Below are 15,285 nucleotides of genomic sequence, written 5' to 3' on the forward strand. Positions count from 1 at the left end.
AAACAAAAAACGGCCTTCGGGCCGTTTTTTTTGTGCCTGCACGATTTTCAGATTCTCCAAAAAGCCCTTGTAGGAGTGAGCCTGCTCGCGATGGCGTTGTGTCATTCAACATCACCAGTATCTGACATGACGCCATCGCGAGCAGGCTCACTCCTACAGGGTTTTGCGTTTTTCCAAAAAGATTTTGAGCGGGCTGTAACGCAACGCCACCTCGTTTCTCTAGAGGGACAAGCAAGCGCAAACGCGCTTGTAAAAACCCTGAACAAGACTGGAGAAACATCATGACTGCTACCACCCGCACCCTGTCCGCCACCGCCCTGGTTCTGGCCCTCGGTTCTGCCCTGAGCATGGCCGCTGTATCGACCGTCCATGCTGCCGACGCCGACATGGAAAAATGCTTCGGCGTGGCCATGAAAGGTCACAACGATTGCGCAGCAGGCGCGGGCACCACCTGTGCCGGCACGTCGAAAATGGACTATCAGGCCAATGCCTGGAAGCTCGTACCGAAAGGCACCTGCGCCACCACTGAAAGCAAAACCTCGCCGACCGGTTTCGGTCAGATGGAAGCCTTCAAAGCCAAGTCCTGATCGTTGGCCTGCCTGAGTGACGATCATGCTCACAATCAATGACCATGCCCCCTCCTGCACTCAGGCAGCCCTTCTCGGGCTCCCGCCCCGTGCCGGGCTGGGGCTCAAGACCGGGCACTTTCGTGACGTGCTCGGCTCACTACCGGACATTGGCTTCTTCGAAGTCCACGCCGAAAACTACATGGTGGCCGGCGGTCCGTTTCATCATTTTCTCGGTTTGATCCGCGAGCAGTATCCGCTGTCGCTGCACGGTGTCGGCTTGTCCATCGGCGCTGAAGGACCGTTGGATAAACAGCATCTCAAACGCCTCGCCGAACTGATTCAGCGTTATCAACCGCAATCCTTTTCCGAACACCTGGCCTGGTCAAGCCATGGCCCGGTGTTTCTCAATGACCTGTTGCCGCTGGCCTATGACATGCCGACATTGAACCGCGTCTGCGAGCATATCGATCAGGTGCAGAGCACGCTCAAACGGCCCATGTTGCTGGAGAATCCGGCGACCTATCTGGGTTTTCAGCGTTCGACCATCGATGAAGCGGAGTTCATCGCCGAGGTCATCCGCCGCAGCGGCTGCGGCTTGTTGCTAGACGTCAACAATGTCTATGTTTCTTGCGTCAACCATCAGCGGGATCCGCTGGCGTATCTCGATGCGCTGCCATTACACGCGGTGGGTGAAATTCATCTGGCGGGGTTTGCCGAGGATAGCGACAGCCTTGGCGATCGCTTGCTGATCGACGATCACGGTGCCCCGATCGATCAAGCCGTCTGGCGTTTGTACCGGAAAGTGCTGCAACGAATCGGTCCGGTGGCGACATTGATCGAGCGCGACAATCAAGTGCCGGCGTTCGAGGTGCTACTGGCGGAGGCGCAACAAGCTGAGGCGTTTTTAATGGATGCCGGAGCACGCTCATGAGCGTTCAACGTGATTTCGCTGCCGCGCTCATCGACACGCGGGCACCCTGCCCCGAAGGTCTGTGCTGCGCCAACGGTGCCGATCCGGCGAGCCGTTTCGCGGTGTACCGCAATAACGTGCAGGGTTCGCTGATCAATGCGTTGAGCGACAGTTATCCGGTGGTTGCGCAATTGGTCGGCGAGGATTTCTTCCGCGCCATGGCGGCCATTTTCGTACAACAGCAGCCGCCGCAAAGTCCGCTGATGAATCGCTATGGCGAAGCGTTTGCAGCCTTCATCCAGACATTCGAATCCGCCTCGAGCGTGCCCTATCTGGCCGATGTCGCGCGGCTCGAGCATTTGCGCACGCGGGCCTATCACGCCGCCGACGCCGAGCCGGTGCGGCACGAACAAATCACTGCGGCGTTAGCCTCCCCACAAGCCTTGAGTGAATTGTGCCTGGTGTTTCATCCGTCCCTGCACTTGCTCGATTGCGCCTATGCCGTGGTTGCGATCTGGGCGGCACATCAGCAGGACGCTGTGCTCGAGGGCATCGAGATCGATCGTCGGCAACATGCCCTGATTCTGCGCAATGGCCTGGACGTCGAAGTGTTTGCCCTCGAACCCGGGGCCAGCGTGTTTATCCGTCATCTGATCGATGGCCAACCACTTCTGGCAGCGGTTGAAAACAGCCCTGAATTCGATCTCGGCCAAACCCTCGGCCTGCTGATCGCACACAACGCGATCACCCACTTGAACAACAAGGAATCGCCATGAGCCTCCTCCTCATCACCCGCGCCATCGCGCTGCTGGAAAAAATCCCTCACAGCCTGATCGCCTTCATTGCCCGTTTCTCGATAGCCGCGGTGTTCTGGAAGTCAGGGCAAACCAAGGTTGAAGGTTTGGCCATCGACCTGATCGACGGGACCTTTCAACTCGGTTGGCCGCGGCTGGCCGACTCGACCATTCCGTTGTTCAAGAGCGAATACCACGTGCCGCTGCTGTCGCCGGAACTCGCCGCGCACCTGGCGGCGTTCGCCGAACACTTTTTTCCGGTGCTGATACTGATCGGCTTCGCCACACGGTTTTCGGCATTGGCGTTGTTGGGCATGACGCTGACCATTCAGCTGTTTGTGTACCCCGATGCCTATCCGACTCACGGCACTTGGGCGGCGGTGTTGCTGTATCTGATGGCGACCGGCCCGGGCAAGGTGTCGATCGATCACCTGATCGCCCGCCGTTTCGCCAACTGAACGCCGACCTGTAGGAGCTGCCGAAGGCTGCGATCTTTTGATCTTGCTTTGAAAAAAACAAAATCAAAAGATCGCAGCCTTCGGCAGCTCCTACATGGGGTTTATGTTCATATGATCAGCGCTGAAGTCGATCCAACGCCTCGCCGCTGCGCTTGAACCAGCCGATCAAATAGTCTGCGAGCACCTGCGTGCGCTTCGGCAATCCGCCCTGATACGGATGCACCAGGTACATCGGCATGCGTCGGGTCTGAAAATCTCGCAGCAGCCAGCGCAATCTGCCGTCAGCCAATTCCGCTTGCAGCAAGTAGGAAGGCAATCGTGCGACACCGGCGCCGCTGAGCGCGGCTTTCTTCAGCAAGTTGTAATGATTGCTGGCGAACGGTCCTGACACCCGCACTCGTAACAATTCATGCTGCTGGTGATACAGCCATTCCTCACGCCCGCTGTAGTGGCTGTTGAGCAAACAGCGATGTTCGGTCAATGCTTGCGGCGTCAGCGGTTCACCGAAACGCTCGAGATATGCCGGGCTGGCGCAGGTCATTTCCTGCCAGGCCAGTAACGGTTTGGCAACCAGTCGTTCGTCATTGGCCACTTCGCTACGGATCGCCAGATCAAAGCCGTCCCGCGACAAATCGCGATAACTGTTGTTCAACTCCAGCTCGATCTGCACTTCGGGGTATTTGTGCGAAAACTCCAACAGCAAACCATCAAAAAAGGTTTCCCCCAGAGACACCGGCACCGTCATTCGCACCGGTCCGGCCATATCGTCTTTTAGCCGCGCCAAGGCCTGACGCGCTTTTTCGACCTGGACGACCAACGCTTGCGCCTGCGGCAACAATGCCGCGCCCGCCGCGGTCAGGCTCAAGCGCCGGGTCGTGCGTTGCAGCAACACCACGGAGAACTGCGCCTCGAGCTGGCTGATGCGCTTGGACAACTGCCCCTTGCTACAGCCCAACTGCTGCGCTGCCAAGGTGAAACTGCCCGCTTCGATCAACACCGCGAACGCCGCCAGATCATCCATTTCGCTCATGGATTGTTTCCATCTGAAAACCAAAGGTTGCCCATTAGTGCGCTTATCCGCAGAAAAAACCACTCTAGACTGAAACCTCGTTCAATCACTTGAGGTACAGCTCGATGAAGATTCTGTTGATAGGCGCTGGCGGCACCATTGGTTCGGCGGTGGACAAAGAGCTGTCGCAACGCCACGAAGTCATTCGTATCGGCCGCACCAGCGGTGATTTGCAAGTGGATATCAGCGACAGCGCGTCGATCCGCAAACTGTTCGAAAAGACCGGCAAGTTCGATGCGCTGGTCTGCGCTGCGGGCAACGTGACCTTCGCACCGCTGGGCGAGATGACGGAAGACAGCTTCGCTCTCGGCCTCAAAGACAAACTGATGGGTCAGGTCAATCTGCTGCTGATTGGTCGCGAATTCGCCAATGACGACGCCTCGTTCACCTTCACCACCGGCGTGCTCAGCCACGATCCGATTCGCAGCGGCGCCTGCGCAGCGCTGGTTAACGGTGCTCTGGACAGTTTCGTCCGCGCCGCCGCCATCGAACTGCCACGCGGCCTGAGAGTGAACTCGATCAGTCCGACCGTACTGCTCGAAGCGATGGGCAGTTACGCCCCGTATTTCCGTGGTTACAAGCCGGTTCCTGCAGCGGATGTGGCATTGGCCTACGCGAAAAGTGTCGAAGGCTTGCAGACAGGTCAGACATTTCACGTGGGCTAAACCCTTGTGATGAACGGTCAGGCTGCGTAACGTGGCGGCACTTGTCTGGAGAGTCGAAGATGCGTGTTGCCCGTTCGTTAGTCGTTGTTGCCCTGCTGCCGTTGTTTGCCGCTTGCCAGTTGTTCCACGGCCAGCGAGAAAGTGCCTCGCACGTCGGGCAGACGCGGATGCAGGGGCAACTGACCGCCGCTGACGGCAAACTGGTGTTCCAGCCATGCCAGGATCAGCGCCAACTCATCGTCAATGACATCGGCGGCACCAGCGTTCTGCAGGAAGCAGCAACACTTGCTGATGAACAAGGCAAACTGTTTGCCGATGTCCGCGGCAAAGTCGCCGGTGACCGCCTCGACCTGACTCAGTTGTATCGCGTCGAGCGCTCCGGCACGGCCTGCGATGATCCGAATTTCAAACTGCTGATCCTCCGCGCCGCCGGCCATGGCCCGGAATGGAACGTCAAAGTCAGCGGCAGAGGCATGGTCATCGACCGCGAAGGCCAGCCGCCGCTTGCCGTGCCGTATGTTGAAGAACAACTGGGCGACGGCCGCTTCAACCTCAGCAGTGAAGCCAACAATCAGCGCATCGAATTGTGGGTCGCGCCACAACGCTGCGTCGACAGCAGCACCGGTAGCGTGCAGCACATGAGCGCCGAGTTGCGCATCGACGGTCAGGTGCAGCGCGGGTGCGGGTATTTCGGCGGATCGCGCAACGACTAAGCGTTTTAGCCTCACCGGATCCGGCCTTTGCGGCTTATAATCGCGGCCTTCAAACGCCCTGGCGCAGTTGTGCGCCCCGCGAACCCGGATCCTCGCCATGTTACGAATCACTGAACTCAAGCTGCCAATCGACCATCCCGAAGAAGACCTGCGCCCTGCCATCGTGCAGCGCCTGGGCATCGCCAGCGATGATCTGCTCGATTTCACCTTGTTCAAGCGCAGCTACGATGCGCGCAAAAAGTCCTCCGAACTGTGCTTCATCTACACCATCGACCTCGAAGTGCGCGACGAGGCCAAGGTGTTGGGCAAGTTCGCCGACGACCGTAACGTCAACGTGGCGCCGGATGTCAGCTACAAATTCGTAGGTGAAGCGCCGAGCGACCTGAGCCAGCGTCCGATAGTCGTCGGTTTCGGCCCGTGCGGGATCTTCGCCGGTCTGTTGCTGGCGCAAATGGGCTTCAAGCCGATCGTCCTCGAGCGAGGCACCGAAGTCCGTCAACGCACCAAAGACACTTGGGGCCTGTGGCGTAAAAGCGTGCTCAACCCCGAGTCCAACGTGCAGTTCGGCGAAGGCGGCGCGGGCACGTTCTCCGACGGCAAGCTGTACAGCCAGATCAAGGATCCTAAGTTCCTCGGCCGCAAAGTCCTGCACGAGTTCGTCAAGGCTGGCGCGCCGGAAGAAATCCTCTACGTCAGCAAGCCGCACATCGGTACGTTCCGTCTGACCGGCATGGTTGAAAACATGCGCGAGCAGATCCGCGAACTGGGCGGTGAAGTGCGCTTCCAGGAACGCGTCACCGACGTGCTGATCGAAGACGGCCAACTGGTCGGCGTCGAACTGGCCAGCGGCGAAACCCTGCATTCGAAACACGTGGTTCTGGCCCTCGGCCACAGCGCCCGCGACACTTTCCGCATGCTCCACAGCCGTGGCGTATTCATGGAAGCCAAACCGTTCTCGGTGGGTTTCCGCATCGAACACCCGCAATCACTGATCGACCGTGCGCGTCTGGGCAAGTACGCCGGCCACCCGAAACTGGGCGCCGCCGACTACAAACTGGTGCACCACGCCAAAAATGGCCGTTCGGTCTACAGCTTCTGCATGTGCCCGGGCGGCACGGTGGTCGCGGCGACTTCCGAGCCGAACCGCGTGGTCACCAACGGCATGAGCCAGTACTCGCGTAACGAGCGCAACGCCAACTCCGGCATCGTCGTCGGCATCACCCCGGAAGTCGATTATCCGGGCGGCCCGCTGGCCGGGATCGAGTTGCAGGAGCGTCTGGAGTCCCACGCCTTCATCCTTGGCGGCAGCGATTACAAGGCACCGGCGCAACTGGTTGGCGACTTCATCAACGACATTCCTTCGACCGAGCTGGGCGAAGTCGAGCCGTCGTACAAACCGGGCGTGGCACTGGGCGATCTGGCCCTGGCCTTGCCGGACTTTGCCATTGAGGCGATTCGTGAAGCCTTGCCAGCGTTCGAGAAGCAGATTCGCGGTTACTCGCTGCACGATGCGGTGTTGACCGGGATCGAGACGCGCACGTCGTCGCCGTTGCGCATTACCCGTAACGAAACCCTGCAGAGCATGAACGTGAAGGGCTTGTTCCCTGCTGGTGAGGGCGCGGGTTATGCGGGCGGGATTCTGTCGGCGGGTGTGGACGGGATTCGCATTGCCGAGGCCGTGGCACGCGACATTCTCGGCCTGACTGACTAATCATCTGAAGCAATACAAAGCCCTGTGGGAGCGAGCCTGCTCGCGAAAGCGGCATTTCAGACAACAATGATGTTGAATGAGATGCCCCCTTCGCGAGCAGGTCGAATCGTCGCACCGTCGCCCCCATATTTGGTTTTTGCGTTTCTTCAGATATTGGCGCGCAGGACTGAAGTCGGCAGCGGCTCACCGCGCTCGGCACTCGCCGCCACCGCCTCGATCAACCCCGCCAACTCATACCCTTGCGCTTGCAGCCAATCCTGATCGTAGTAAGTGTCGGCATACCGCTCGCCGCCATCGCACAGAATCGCCACGATCGACCCCGACTCCCCCGCCGCTTTCATCTGCTGCGCCGCCATCAAGGCGCCGATCAGATTGGTCCCGCTCGACCCGCCAACATGCCGTCCCAGACGCTGCGCCAGATAATGCATGGCCGCCAGCGACAAGGCGTCCGGCACCTTGACCATCGCATCGATCACCTTCGGCAGAAACGACGCCTCAACGCGCGGCCGACCAATGCCTTCAATCCGCGAACCGCAATCCAGACGCAAACTCGCATCGCCGGTCTGGTAGTAATCAAAGAACACCGAACGCTCGGCATCGGCGCACAACACCCGGGTGCAGTGCTGGCGATAGCGCACGTAGCGGCCAAGGGTTGCGGTGGTGCCGCCGGTGCCGGGGCTGGAAATCAGCCAGCTCGGTTCCGGGTGTTTTTCGTAACGCATCTGCTGGAAAATCGACTCGGCGATATTGTTGTTTGCGCGCCAGTCGGTGGCGCGTTCGGCGTAGGTGAACTGATCGATGAAGTGGCCGCCATGCTCGCGGGCCAGACGCTCGGATTCAGCGTAAATCTGCGTGGGATCTTTCACCAGATGACTTTGGCCCCCGTAGAAGGCGATCTGCGCAATCTTCTCTTTGGAGGTGGTCGCCGGCATCACCGCAATAAACGGCAAACCGAGCATCCGCGCGAAGTACGCCTCGGAAATCGCCGTCGAACCGCTGGACGCCTCGATCACCGGCGCGCCGGGCTTCAACCAGCCGTTACACAACGCATAGAGAAACAGCGAACGGGCCAGGCGATGTTTGAGGCTGCCGGTCGGATGACTGGACTCATCCTTGAAGTACAACTCGATGCCCGCAAAACCCGGCAGCGGCAAAGGGATCAGGTGGGTGTCGGCGCTGCGCTGAAAATCCGCCTCGATGATGCGGATGGCTTCGCGGGCCCACTGTCGGTTGTCGCTCATGGTGATGGTTCTCGTTGAATCGGGCAGGAGATGAATGCGTCCAAAAGGCTCACTCATCAGCTTAGGAAAAATCCTATAGCGCGCACAGATACAGCTGAGTCTCAATATGTCAGACAACTGCTAGGCTCAGCGTGGCTTGAGCCAGACACCTTGTAACGCCATATAACAAAAAAGAATATAACTTTTGTTTTAACAACTAACAGTACGGGTTAGGGTGTCCCACCTTTTTGACGATTCGATGGAGAGCGACCTTGCCTCTGCGTAGCACTTTCACGCGTTTCTTTCAGTTGGAAGCTGCCAGCGGTCTGTTATTGATCGCTGCGGCCATCCTTGCTCTGATTATCAACAACTCGCCACTGTCGTGGCTGTACACCGGCCTGCTCGACACCCCGGTGGTGGCGCAGATCGGTGCGTTGAAAATCGCTAAACCCTTGCTGCTATGGATCAACGACGGTCTGATGGCGATGTTCTTCCTGCTCATCGGCCTGGAAGTGAAGCGCGAGGTTCTCGACGGCCAACTGTCGAAGCCTTCACAGATCGTCCTGCCCGGTGCGGCCGCGATCGGCGGCATGCTGGTGCCGGCGCTGATCTACTGGTTCCTCAACCGTGACAATCCGGCAGCCCTCGACGGCTGGGCAATCCCGACCGCTACCGACATCGCCTTCGCCCTCGGCGTGCTGGCATTGCTCGGCAAGCGCGTGCCGGTGTCGCTGAAGCTGTTCCTGATGACCCTGGCAATCATCGATGACCTCGGCGCCATCGTGATCATTGCGATCTTCTACTCCGGCGAACTGTCGACTCTGTCGCTGGGTCTGGCGGCAGCGTGCATCGCGGCGCTGGTGGCGATGAACCGGCTCGGGGTGGTCAAGCTTGGGCCGTACATGATCATCGGTTTGATCCTCTGGGTCTGCGTATTGAAGAGTGGCGTTCACGCGACACTGGCCGGTGTGACGTTGGCGTTCTGCATCCCGTTGCGCACGAAAAACGCCGAGCCGTCGCCGCTGCTGACCCTCGAACATGCGCTGCACCCGTGGGTGGCTTACGGCATTCTGCCGCTGTTCGCCTTCGCCAACGCTGGCCTGTCGCTCAGCGGTGTTACCGTCGAAAGCTTCACCCATCATGTGCCGATGGGCATCGCGGTAGGCCTGCTGTTGGGCAAGACCGTCGGCGTGTTCGGCCTCACCTGGCTGGCCGTGAAGATCGGCATCGCCACCCTGCCCCAAGGCGCCAACTGGGGCCAGGTCATGGGCGTAGCTATTCTTTGCGGTATCGGCTTCACCATGAGCCTGTTCGTCGGTTCGCTGGCGTTTGAGCCGGGTGTGAGCGATTACGCAGGAATGGACCGGATGGGCATTTTGACTGGGTCGATTCTGGCGGCGTTGATTGGTTATGCGGTGACGGCGGCGGCGAGTCGCAAGAACTCCCAAGCGATATAACCTCTTTGGCGAGGGAGCAAGCTCCCTCGCCACAAGTTTCCTGCGTTCCTGTTACACAGCGAACAATCCCACGTCTTTAGAGACGCGTCCTACAGCCACCATTTTCCTGCTTCGTTAACGTCGCGCAGCCCTTTGCGAAGGGCTGTCGATGGATGAACGAAAGGACGATCAGTGGCTGGCAACAAGGACATTCCCCGGGTTTCTAACCCACCGCAAGGCGACGGGCACCACGTCACTTACCGCTACATGACAGCCAGTGAACTGGCCGAGCGCGATGCCAGACAAAACGCTTACGACGCCATGCTGGCGCGACAAGAAGCGTTCGAGCGCAGCCGTGAAGTGGCGGTCAAAAAAGCCGAGCCCGTTCGTGCCGGCTGCGTATTCGCCAAATCCTGCAAATTGCCGGATGCGATTATCGATTACTCCAATCCTGCGGGGATGGTGCCGACCGACAGCCTGAAGGATTACGGCGACCTGATCCTGCTAGGCGCGCGTGAGGCCGATGAAAGCGGCGTAGTTCCTCTCAAGAAAATCGGTGCAACTGCTATTCCAGTTGGATTTGGCAGTCTGGCTCTGGCGGGATCGGTGTTTGAAGCACTGCCCGCTGCTGTATCTAGTGCGGCTGTTGCGCCTTTGGTTGGTTTGGTTGCGCTGTTCATGCCATCGAGCCTTGGCGACAGCGCGCTCTATACCGACGAGCAACTGCGTGGACTTGATCAGGCGCGAACGCGTGTTCGGCTGAGGGTCGAACAACAGGCCGACGGCAGCCTGAAGGGCTACGGCTTCTACACCGGCAAGAATCGCGATTGGGAAATGGTTGATGTCGTGCAGTTCAAGTTGCGTGGAAGCCAGTTCATTGCTGACTTTGGCGAAGGTGTAGAACTGATCTGGACGCCTGCTGTAGATGGCTCGGACATCCTCGGTATTCCGGCGCTGGAAGCCGCACCGCAAGCGCCGCATATTTGGGTTTATCCGCCGACAACAGCGGCGGATGGGATTCTGGTGAATCCGGCTTATCCGCCGGAGTACCGGGATTTTATTCTGGTGTTTCCCCCGAACTCCGGGGTTCGGCCGGTTTATATTGTTCTAAATGTTCGACGCCACGGTACCGCCGAAGCTGGACATACCTACCATCCTGCTCCCGAAACAAGCGATATCACTGCATTTCCCGGTTTGAGAAGAGCAAAAAAGAAAACCCCATACGCGGGTGGTCTCCGAGATCGCTGGACGGATGCGAAAGGCAGAACAATATATGAATGGGATTTTCTACATGGAGAACTTGAGACGTACCGGGCAAGTGATGGCACTCACTTGGGATCGTTCGACCACAAAACCGGCAAGCAGTTAGATCCGCCAAAAAAGAAGAAACGCAGCATTAAGAAATATCTATGAGGGGTCTATGGGATTAAGAGCCAGGCTTGAATGGTATGACAAGAAAACTGAACTGGGCGAAGGAGAAGAATTATCGAAAGACTTCGGTGATGACGGTTCAATTATCGAATCACTTGGAATGCCAATCGAAAATAATGTGAACAACGGAGGATTCGATGTGCCCTCGCAATGGGTAAATATCCTGCAACCCCATTTTAGACAAACCATTGATTTATCTTCTTTCGACTTTCAGGTCGCTTTCGTCTACCGCGACCATTGGTAAGCAACCAACAAAAAACCCCGACCAGTCACCTGATCGGGGTTTTCTTTACCCTGAATTCCGCTTAGTGCGAAACGCGGCTGGTCCCGCCGACGGTGGAGATGCGCACGCGTTCGCCAACGCGGAACACTTCATTCTCCTGAACCTGCTGCACATAGGCACGCATGCTGCCATCGTCTTCACGCACGGTGATTTCCACACCTTGAGTACGGGTCAGACCTTCTTCGGTCGCCGAACCGATCAGACCACCCGCCACCGCACCGATGACCGCAGCAACGATGCTGCCCTTGCCGCCGCCGATGGCGCTGCCGCCGACGCCGCCGACCGCTGCACCAGCGAGGCCGCCGATAGGGGTTTTGGTGCCTTCGATTTTCACCGGACGCAGGGATTCGATGGTGCCCATGCGAATCGTCTGCACGCGACGCGCTTCGTCACGGGAGTAGGAGTCACCGGTCAGGCTCGATTGGCAGCCGGTAAGCAACATCGCCATCGTGGAAAAGGAAGCAACCAGCAGAACAGACTTACGCATAGCATCAACTCCAAAAAAACATATAGTCATTAAACTCCGCTGCTTGACGCCTGTCACGACGCAGCCCGGATAAATTGGCTTTCATTCAGGCGCGGTACAGACGCCTGCACGCTTTCCCTGACATAGCCCCTACAGTAGCGCCAAATTGCCGAATCTGCGCCACCGACACCAAGGATTTTCATGGATTACTTCATCATCGTCGTCACCACTGCCGCCGGTTTGTACTTCCATTGGTGGTTGTACGTGCGGATCAAGCGCTGGATGGATCGCGATCTGGCGCTGTCATTGGCCGGCAAGAACGAGGGCAAACGTGCCTTCATGCTCGAACAGCTGGCTCGCGCTCAGGCGCAGAAGATCAAGCGCCGGGATCTGCCGAAGTGGCTGGAGGCCGCTGCGGCAGGCTATCCCGCTCGGTAGACTGCTCAGGGTGCCAGACGTTCAAGAATCCAGTCGGCGCCCTGCACACGGTAGTTGAGGCGATCGTGCAGACGGCTCGAACGGCCCTGCCAGAACTCGATGCGCTCAGGCAACAAACGGTAACCACCCCAGTGTTGCGGGCAGTCGGGTTGCGTGTCGGAGAAACGCTGCTCGGTGGCCTTGAGCAAATCTTCCAGCTCACCGCGCCCGTTGATCACCCGGCTCTGCGGGGATGCCCAGGCACCGAGACGGCTGCCCAGCGGACGCACCTGATAATACGCATCCGACTCCGCGGGCGTAACCTTCACTACCCGCCCTTCGATGCGCACTTGGCGCTCGAGGGTGGGCCAGAAGAAGGTCATGGCGGCGAACGGGTTGGCCGCCAGATGCTGGCCCTTAGCGCTGTCATAGTTGGTGAAGAAGGTGAAGCCCTGCTCGTCCAGGCCCTTGAGCAGCAGAATGCGGCAGTGCGGTCGCCCATCCTGGTCGACCGTGGCCAGGGTCATGGCGTTGGCTTCCACTGGCGCCTGTTCGGTTTTCACCGCGTCGGCGAACCACTGGTGGAACAACGCAAACGGCTCGGCCGGAGCTTGCGCCTCGGTCAGACCATCCCGGGTGTAATCACGACGCATATCTGCCAGAGCCTGGGTCATGGCGCATTCCTTTCGTTAGCGGATCACTTCTTGGTGGCATCGGTCGCGGCGACTTTCTTGTCGGTCGCGGCGGCTTTGGCTGGAGCAGTCTTTTTAGCTGGGGCCTTGGCCGGGGCCTTTTTAGCCGGCGCCTTGGCGGCAGCTTTTTTCACCGGAGCCTTTTTGGTCGCTGGCACAGCAGCTTTCTTCGCGGCTGGGGCCGGGGTGACCGGCTTGGCGGCAGGCTTGACGTCTTGCGCCGCGACCATGGTCACCGGCTTCGGCGCGGGCATGTTGTACTTGCTCAGCAGCGCAACCATGGTGTTCTGCGGGGTCACCAGCAGTTCGACACGACGGTTCAGGGCACGACCTTCAACGCTGTCGTTGGCGGCGCGCGGTGCTTCGGAACCCATGCCGCGCAGCATCAGGCGATCACGCTGCAAGCCGCTGAGACGGAAGATCGCCGCAATGGACTGGGCACGTTCCTGGCTCAGTTTGATGTTGGCGGGCGCGGCACCACTGGAATCGCTGTGGCCAAGGACCAGCACGGCAGTTTTCGGGTCGGCTTCGAGGATTTTCGCCACACGGGTGAACGGGCCGAGGGTGATCGGCAGCAGCATGGCAGGACGATCCGGGTTGAACGAGCCTTCGACCGGTGCCGTCACGACCAGCACGTTTTCACGGCGTTCGAGTTGCAGATTGCTGTCCTTGACCGCTTCACGCAGGCGCGGCTCGTAGTCGTCAAGCCAGGCCTGGGTGACTTTCGGATCCGGCATCGGCACAGCCTTCGTGGTTGGCTGATCCTTGCCGCCAAACGGCCACCACCATTTGCCACCTGCGTCTGCTTCAGCTTTGGCCACGGTCGCCGGTTTTTTCGCTTCCGGGGCGACTTCTGCCTTCATATCCGCTTTGACCGTTTCATCATCGGAACCGAACGGCCAGTACCACGGGCTGCTGCTTTCAGTTTTGGCCACAGGTGCGGTGGCTGCAGGTTTCAGAGGGGCTGGAGCCGGTACTGGCTCCTTGGCCGCCACTTTGTCGGAAGAGCCGAACGGCCACCAACTGCCGCCGTCCGCATCATTTTTCGGGGTCTGTGCACAACCGGTGATCGCTACACACAGGGCCAGGGCGAGGGTCTTTTTAGATGACATTGAAAATCCACAAAATGAAGTAATGAAAAATCAGAGCACTTTCGCCCGGATAAACAGCCGTTTTGAAACGAAAAACCGCTTGAGGTTCCGACCCTGGGACCTCGGATGAAACTTTACAGACAAGTGGCAAGCACCCGCGCGAGCTTCTGCGCGCGCGGATCCATCAAGACATACGGCCCAAGGGTATTTGTCACAAAACCGAAGGCGACATCATGCTCAGGATCAGCGAAACCGATGGAGCCGCCCGCGCCCGGATGGCCAAACGCCTTGGGGCCGAGGCCATAAGTGGCATTAGGCACGTCCGGCTGATCAAGCATGCAGCCGAGGCCAAAACGAGTCCGGGTCAGCAAAGTCTTGTCTTCGCCGAGGCTGTGTTCGCGGGTCAGCTCTTCAAGCATGTCGCTTTCAAGCAGACTGCCGTCGAGCAGGCCCGCGTAGAAACCGGCCAGACTGCGTGCATTGCCGTGGCCATTGGCCGCCGGTTGCTGCATGCGCCGCCATTCCGGTTTATTGGTGCTGGTGAGCACTGAAGGTGGGTTGGTAAAAGCGCGGGTGGTCATGGCCGTTGGCTCGCGCATGGTCACCTGCAGCAGGCGTTGCGCGGCGGCGTCACCGGCATTGCCCTTGCCGCGAGCGATGTGTGCCACGCGATGGAATTCTTCGTCAGCCAGACCGACGTGGAAATCCAGCCCTAGAGGCTTGGCCACCCGAGCGACGATGGATTCGCCCGGCCCACGACCGTCAGCGCGGCGCAGTAACTCACCGATCAGCCAACCGTAAGTGATCGCGGCATAACCGTGGCCAGTGCCCGGCGTCCACCACGGAGCTTCGGCGGCGAGGGCATCGACCATGGTTTGCCAGTCATACAACGCTTCCGGCGCAAGCAATTCACGCAGTGCCGGCAGACCGGCCTGGTGGCAGAGCAATTGGCGCAGGGTGATGGATTCTTTGCCGGCGGCGGCGAATTCCGGCCAGTAGCGGGCGACCGGGGCGTCCAGTTGCAGCTTGCCTTCACCGACCAGTTGCAGCGCGGTGACGGCGGTGAAGGTTTTGGTGCAAGAGAACAGGTTGGCGATGGTGTCGCTGTGCCAGGCTTCAGCGCCGTCCTTGTCGGCAGTGCCGGACCAGAGATCAAGGACGGTTTCTCCACCGACCTTGATGCACAGGGCTGCGCCGCGTTCCTGGGGATCGTCGAACAGTGCGGCAAAGGCTTCGCGCACCGCTTCGAATTGAAGCTCGTAATGTCCCTGAATCTGCACCCGCAACTCCCCCGCGAAAACGCTCTACAAAGTGGCCCGCATTGTTCCAGCCCTAGAGGGATTTGGGAACAGCTGCGGGC

Annotated in this window: 17 protein-coding genes; 11 read left to right on the forward strand and 6 right to left on the reverse strand. The window is 59.2% G+C overall.

The genetic code is table 11. The features are described 5' to 3' along the window. Positions 1 to 281: 281 nt before the first annotated feature. From ACI514_RS18935 to ACI514_RS18950, 4 genes are read left to right on the forward strand one after another with little or no spacing between them, the layout of a single operon-like run. Entirely contained in the window at positions 282 to 587 is a 306-nt protein-coding gene (locus tag ACI514_RS18935; protein WP_007918537.1) for a DUF2282 domain-containing protein, read from the forward strand. Positions 588 to 612: 25 nt separating this feature from the next. After that, positions 613 to 1,500: a DUF692 domain-containing protein gene (locus ACI514_RS18940; RefSeq protein ID WP_405122196.1), complete on the forward strand. Its 888-nt coding sequence runs from the start codon at positions 613 to 615 to the stop codon at positions 1,498 to 1,500. Next, positions 1,497 to 2,255, forward strand: a complete 759-nt coding sequence (locus ACI514_RS18945; protein ID WP_405122197.1) for a DUF2063 domain-containing protein — start codon at positions 1,497 to 1,499, stop codon at positions 2,253 to 2,255. Before ACI514_RS18940 ends, ACI514_RS18945 begins: the two co-directional genes overlap by 4 nt. Next, positions 2,252 to 2,731, forward strand: coding sequence for a DoxX family protein (locus ACI514_RS18950; protein ID WP_160056398.1), 480 nt, complete (start codon positions 2,252 to 2,254; stop codon positions 2,729 to 2,731). The genes ACI514_RS18945 and ACI514_RS18950 overlap by 4 nt, the downstream gene beginning before the upstream one ends. Positions 2,732 to 2,846: 115 nt before the next feature. Here ACI514_RS18950 and ACI514_RS18955 read toward each other — a convergent pair whose 3' ends face one another. Further along, on the reverse strand, positions 2,847 to 3,761 hold the full coding sequence (locus ACI514_RS18955) for a LysR family transcriptional regulator (protein WP_160056396.1): 915 nt from the start codon (positions 3,759 to 3,761) through the stop codon (positions 2,847 to 2,849). Positions 3,762 to 3,865: 104 nt separating this feature from the next. On the opposite strand from ACI514_RS18955, the gene ACI514_RS18960 reads away from it, so the two are divergent. From ACI514_RS18960 to ACI514_RS18970, 3 genes are all read left to right on the forward strand, one after another. Then, positions 3,866 to 4,465: a short chain dehydrogenase gene (locus ACI514_RS18960; protein WP_160056395.1), complete on the forward strand. Its 600-nt coding sequence runs from the start codon at positions 3,866 to 3,868 to the stop codon at positions 4,463 to 4,465. 59 nt (positions 4,466 to 4,524) lie between these two features. Further along, complete coding sequence (locus ACI514_RS18965) at positions 4,525 to 5,178, forward strand: COG3650 family protein (RefSeq protein WP_405122198.1); 654 nt, start codon at positions 4,525 to 4,527, stop codon at positions 5,176 to 5,178. 97 nt (positions 5,179 to 5,275) lie between these two features. Beyond that, positions 5,276 to 6,889, forward strand: coding sequence for an NAD(P)/FAD-dependent oxidoreductase (locus ACI514_RS18970; RefSeq protein WP_122591545.1), 1,614 nt, complete (start codon positions 5,276 to 5,278; stop codon positions 6,887 to 6,889). Positions 6,890 to 7,035: 146 nt separating this feature from the next. Here ACI514_RS18970 and ACI514_RS18975 read toward each other — a convergent pair whose 3' ends face one another. After that, positions 7,036 to 8,130: a PLP-dependent cysteine synthase family protein gene (locus ACI514_RS18975; RefSeq protein ID WP_160056389.1), complete on the reverse strand. Its 1,095-nt coding sequence runs from the start codon at positions 8,128 to 8,130 to the stop codon at positions 7,036 to 7,038. A gap of 251 nt (positions 8,131 to 8,381) precedes the next feature. On the opposite strand from ACI514_RS18975, the gene nhaA reads away from it, so the two are divergent. The 3 genes from nhaA to ACI514_RS18990 all read left to right on the forward strand — a co-directional run bounded on the left by nhaA (position 8,382) and on the right by ACI514_RS18990 (position 11,220). Continuing rightward, positions 8,382 to 9,566 carry a Na+/H+ antiporter NhaA gene (gene nhaA / locus ACI514_RS18980; protein ID WP_099758184.1) on the forward strand — a complete coding sequence of 395 codons (1,185 nt, stop codon included), beginning with the start codon at positions 8,382 to 8,384 and terminating at the stop codon, positions 9,564 to 9,566. A gap of 171 nt (positions 9,567 to 9,737) precedes the next feature. After that, complete coding sequence (locus ACI514_RS18985; protein ID WP_405122199.1) at positions 9,738 to 10,958, forward strand: S-type pyocin domain-containing protein; 1,221 nt, start codon at positions 9,738 to 9,740, stop codon at positions 10,956 to 10,958. A gap of 7 nt (positions 10,959 to 10,965) precedes the next feature. Continuing rightward, positions 10,966 to 11,220, forward strand: coding sequence for a colicin E3-like toxin immunity protein (locus tag ACI514_RS18990; RefSeq protein ID WP_064393075.1), 255 nt, complete (start codon positions 10,966 to 10,968; stop codon positions 11,218 to 11,220). Between the two features lie 61 nt (positions 11,221 to 11,281). On the opposite strand, the gene ACI514_RS18995 is transcribed toward ACI514_RS18990, so the two are convergent. Next, positions 11,282 to 11,746, reverse strand: coding sequence for a glycine zipper 2TM domain-containing protein (locus ACI514_RS18995; RefSeq protein ID WP_007918566.1), 465 nt, complete (start codon positions 11,744 to 11,746; stop codon positions 11,282 to 11,284). A gap of 180 nt (positions 11,747 to 11,926) precedes the next feature. Between ACI514_RS18995 and ACI514_RS19000 the strand changes: the two genes are divergently transcribed. Continuing rightward, the gene (locus ACI514_RS19000; protein WP_405122200.1) at positions 11,927 to 12,163 is read left to right on the forward strand and encodes a hypothetical protein; all 237 of its coding nucleotides are present in this window, start codon (positions 11,927 to 11,929) and stop codon (positions 12,161 to 12,163) included. 5 nt (positions 12,164 to 12,168) lie between these two features. On the opposite strand, the gene pdxH is transcribed toward ACI514_RS19000, so the two are convergent. The 3 genes from pdxH to ACI514_RS19015 all read right to left on the reverse strand — a co-directional run bounded on the left by pdxH (position 12,169) and on the right by ACI514_RS19015 (position 15,205). Beyond that, a complete protein-coding gene (pdxH, locus tag ACI514_RS19005; RefSeq protein WP_160056385.1) occupies positions 12,169 to 12,816 on the reverse strand; it encodes a pyridoxamine 5'-phosphate oxidase in 648 nt (215 codons plus the stop codon). 23 nt (positions 12,817 to 12,839) lie between these two features. Then, positions 12,840 to 13,946 (reverse strand): OmpA family protein, encoded by a 1,107-nt coding sequence (locus ACI514_RS19010; RefSeq protein WP_405122201.1) that lies wholly within the window; start codon positions 13,944 to 13,946, stop codon positions 12,840 to 12,842. 113 nt (positions 13,947 to 14,059) lie between these two features. Beyond that, a complete protein-coding gene (locus ACI514_RS19015; protein ID WP_160056381.1) occupies positions 14,060 to 15,205 on the reverse strand; it encodes a serine hydrolase domain-containing protein in 1,146 nt (381 codons plus the stop codon). Positions 15,206 to 15,285: the final 80 nt, after the last annotated feature.

This window comes from Pseudomonas sp. M20 (genome assembly GCF_045037865.1).
GTDB lineage: Bacteria > Pseudomonadota > Gammaproteobacteria > Pseudomonadales > Pseudomonadaceae > Aquipseudomonas.

Excerpts from the sequence above, each read along its gene's own strand:
- ACI514_RS19010 (WP_405122201.1), bottom strand. The coding sequence starts at position 13,946 with ATGTCATCTAAAAAGACCCTCGCCCTGGCCCTGTGTGTAGCGATCACC.
- ACI514_RS18995 (WP_007918566.1), bottom strand. The coding sequence starts at position 11,746 with ATGCGTAAGTCTGTTCTGCTGGTTGCTTCCTTTTCCACGATGGCGATG.
- ACI514_RS18955 (WP_160056396.1), bottom strand. The coding sequence starts at position 3,761 with ATGAGCGAAATGGATGATCTGGCGGCGTTCGCGGTGTTGATCGAAGCG.
- ACI514_RS18950 (WP_160056398.1), top strand. The coding sequence starts at position 2,252 with ATGAGCCTCCTCCTCATCACCCGCGCCATCGCGCTGCTGGAAAAAATC.
- ACI514_RS19000 (WP_405122200.1), top strand. The coding sequence starts at position 11,927 with ATGGATTACTTCATCATCGTCGTCACCACTGCCGCCGGTTTGTACTTC.
- ACI514_RS18975 (WP_160056389.1), bottom strand. The coding sequence starts at position 8,130 with ATGAGCGACAACCGACAGTGGGCCCGCGAAGCCATCCGCATCATCGAG.
- ACI514_RS18970 (WP_122591545.1), top strand. The coding sequence starts at position 5,276 with ATGTTACGAATCACTGAACTCAAGCTGCCAATCGACCATCCCGAAGAA.
- ACI514_RS18935 (WP_007918537.1), top strand. The coding sequence starts at position 282 with ATGACTGCTACCACCCGCACCCTGTCCGCCACCGCCCTGGTTCTGGCC.
- ACI514_RS18940 (WP_405122196.1), top strand. The coding sequence starts at position 613 with ATGCTCACAATCAATGACCATGCCCCCTCCTGCACTCAGGCAGCCCTT.
- ACI514_RS18945 (WP_405122197.1), top strand. The coding sequence starts at position 1,497 with ATGAGCGTTCAACGTGATTTCGCTGCCGCGCTCATCGACACGCGGGCA.
- ACI514_RS18990 (WP_064393075.1), top strand. The coding sequence starts at position 10,966 with ATGGGATTAAGAGCCAGGCTTGAATGGTATGACAAGAAAACTGAACTG.
- pdxH (WP_160056385.1), bottom strand. The coding sequence starts at position 12,816 with ATGACCCAGGCTCTGGCAGATATGCGTCGTGATTACACCCGGGATGGT.
- ACI514_RS18960 (WP_160056395.1), top strand. The coding sequence starts at position 3,866 with ATGAAGATTCTGTTGATAGGCGCTGGCGGCACCATTGGTTCGGCGGTG.
- ACI514_RS18965 (WP_405122198.1), top strand. The coding sequence starts at position 4,525 with ATGCGTGTTGCCCGTTCGTTAGTCGTTGTTGCCCTGCTGCCGTTGTTT.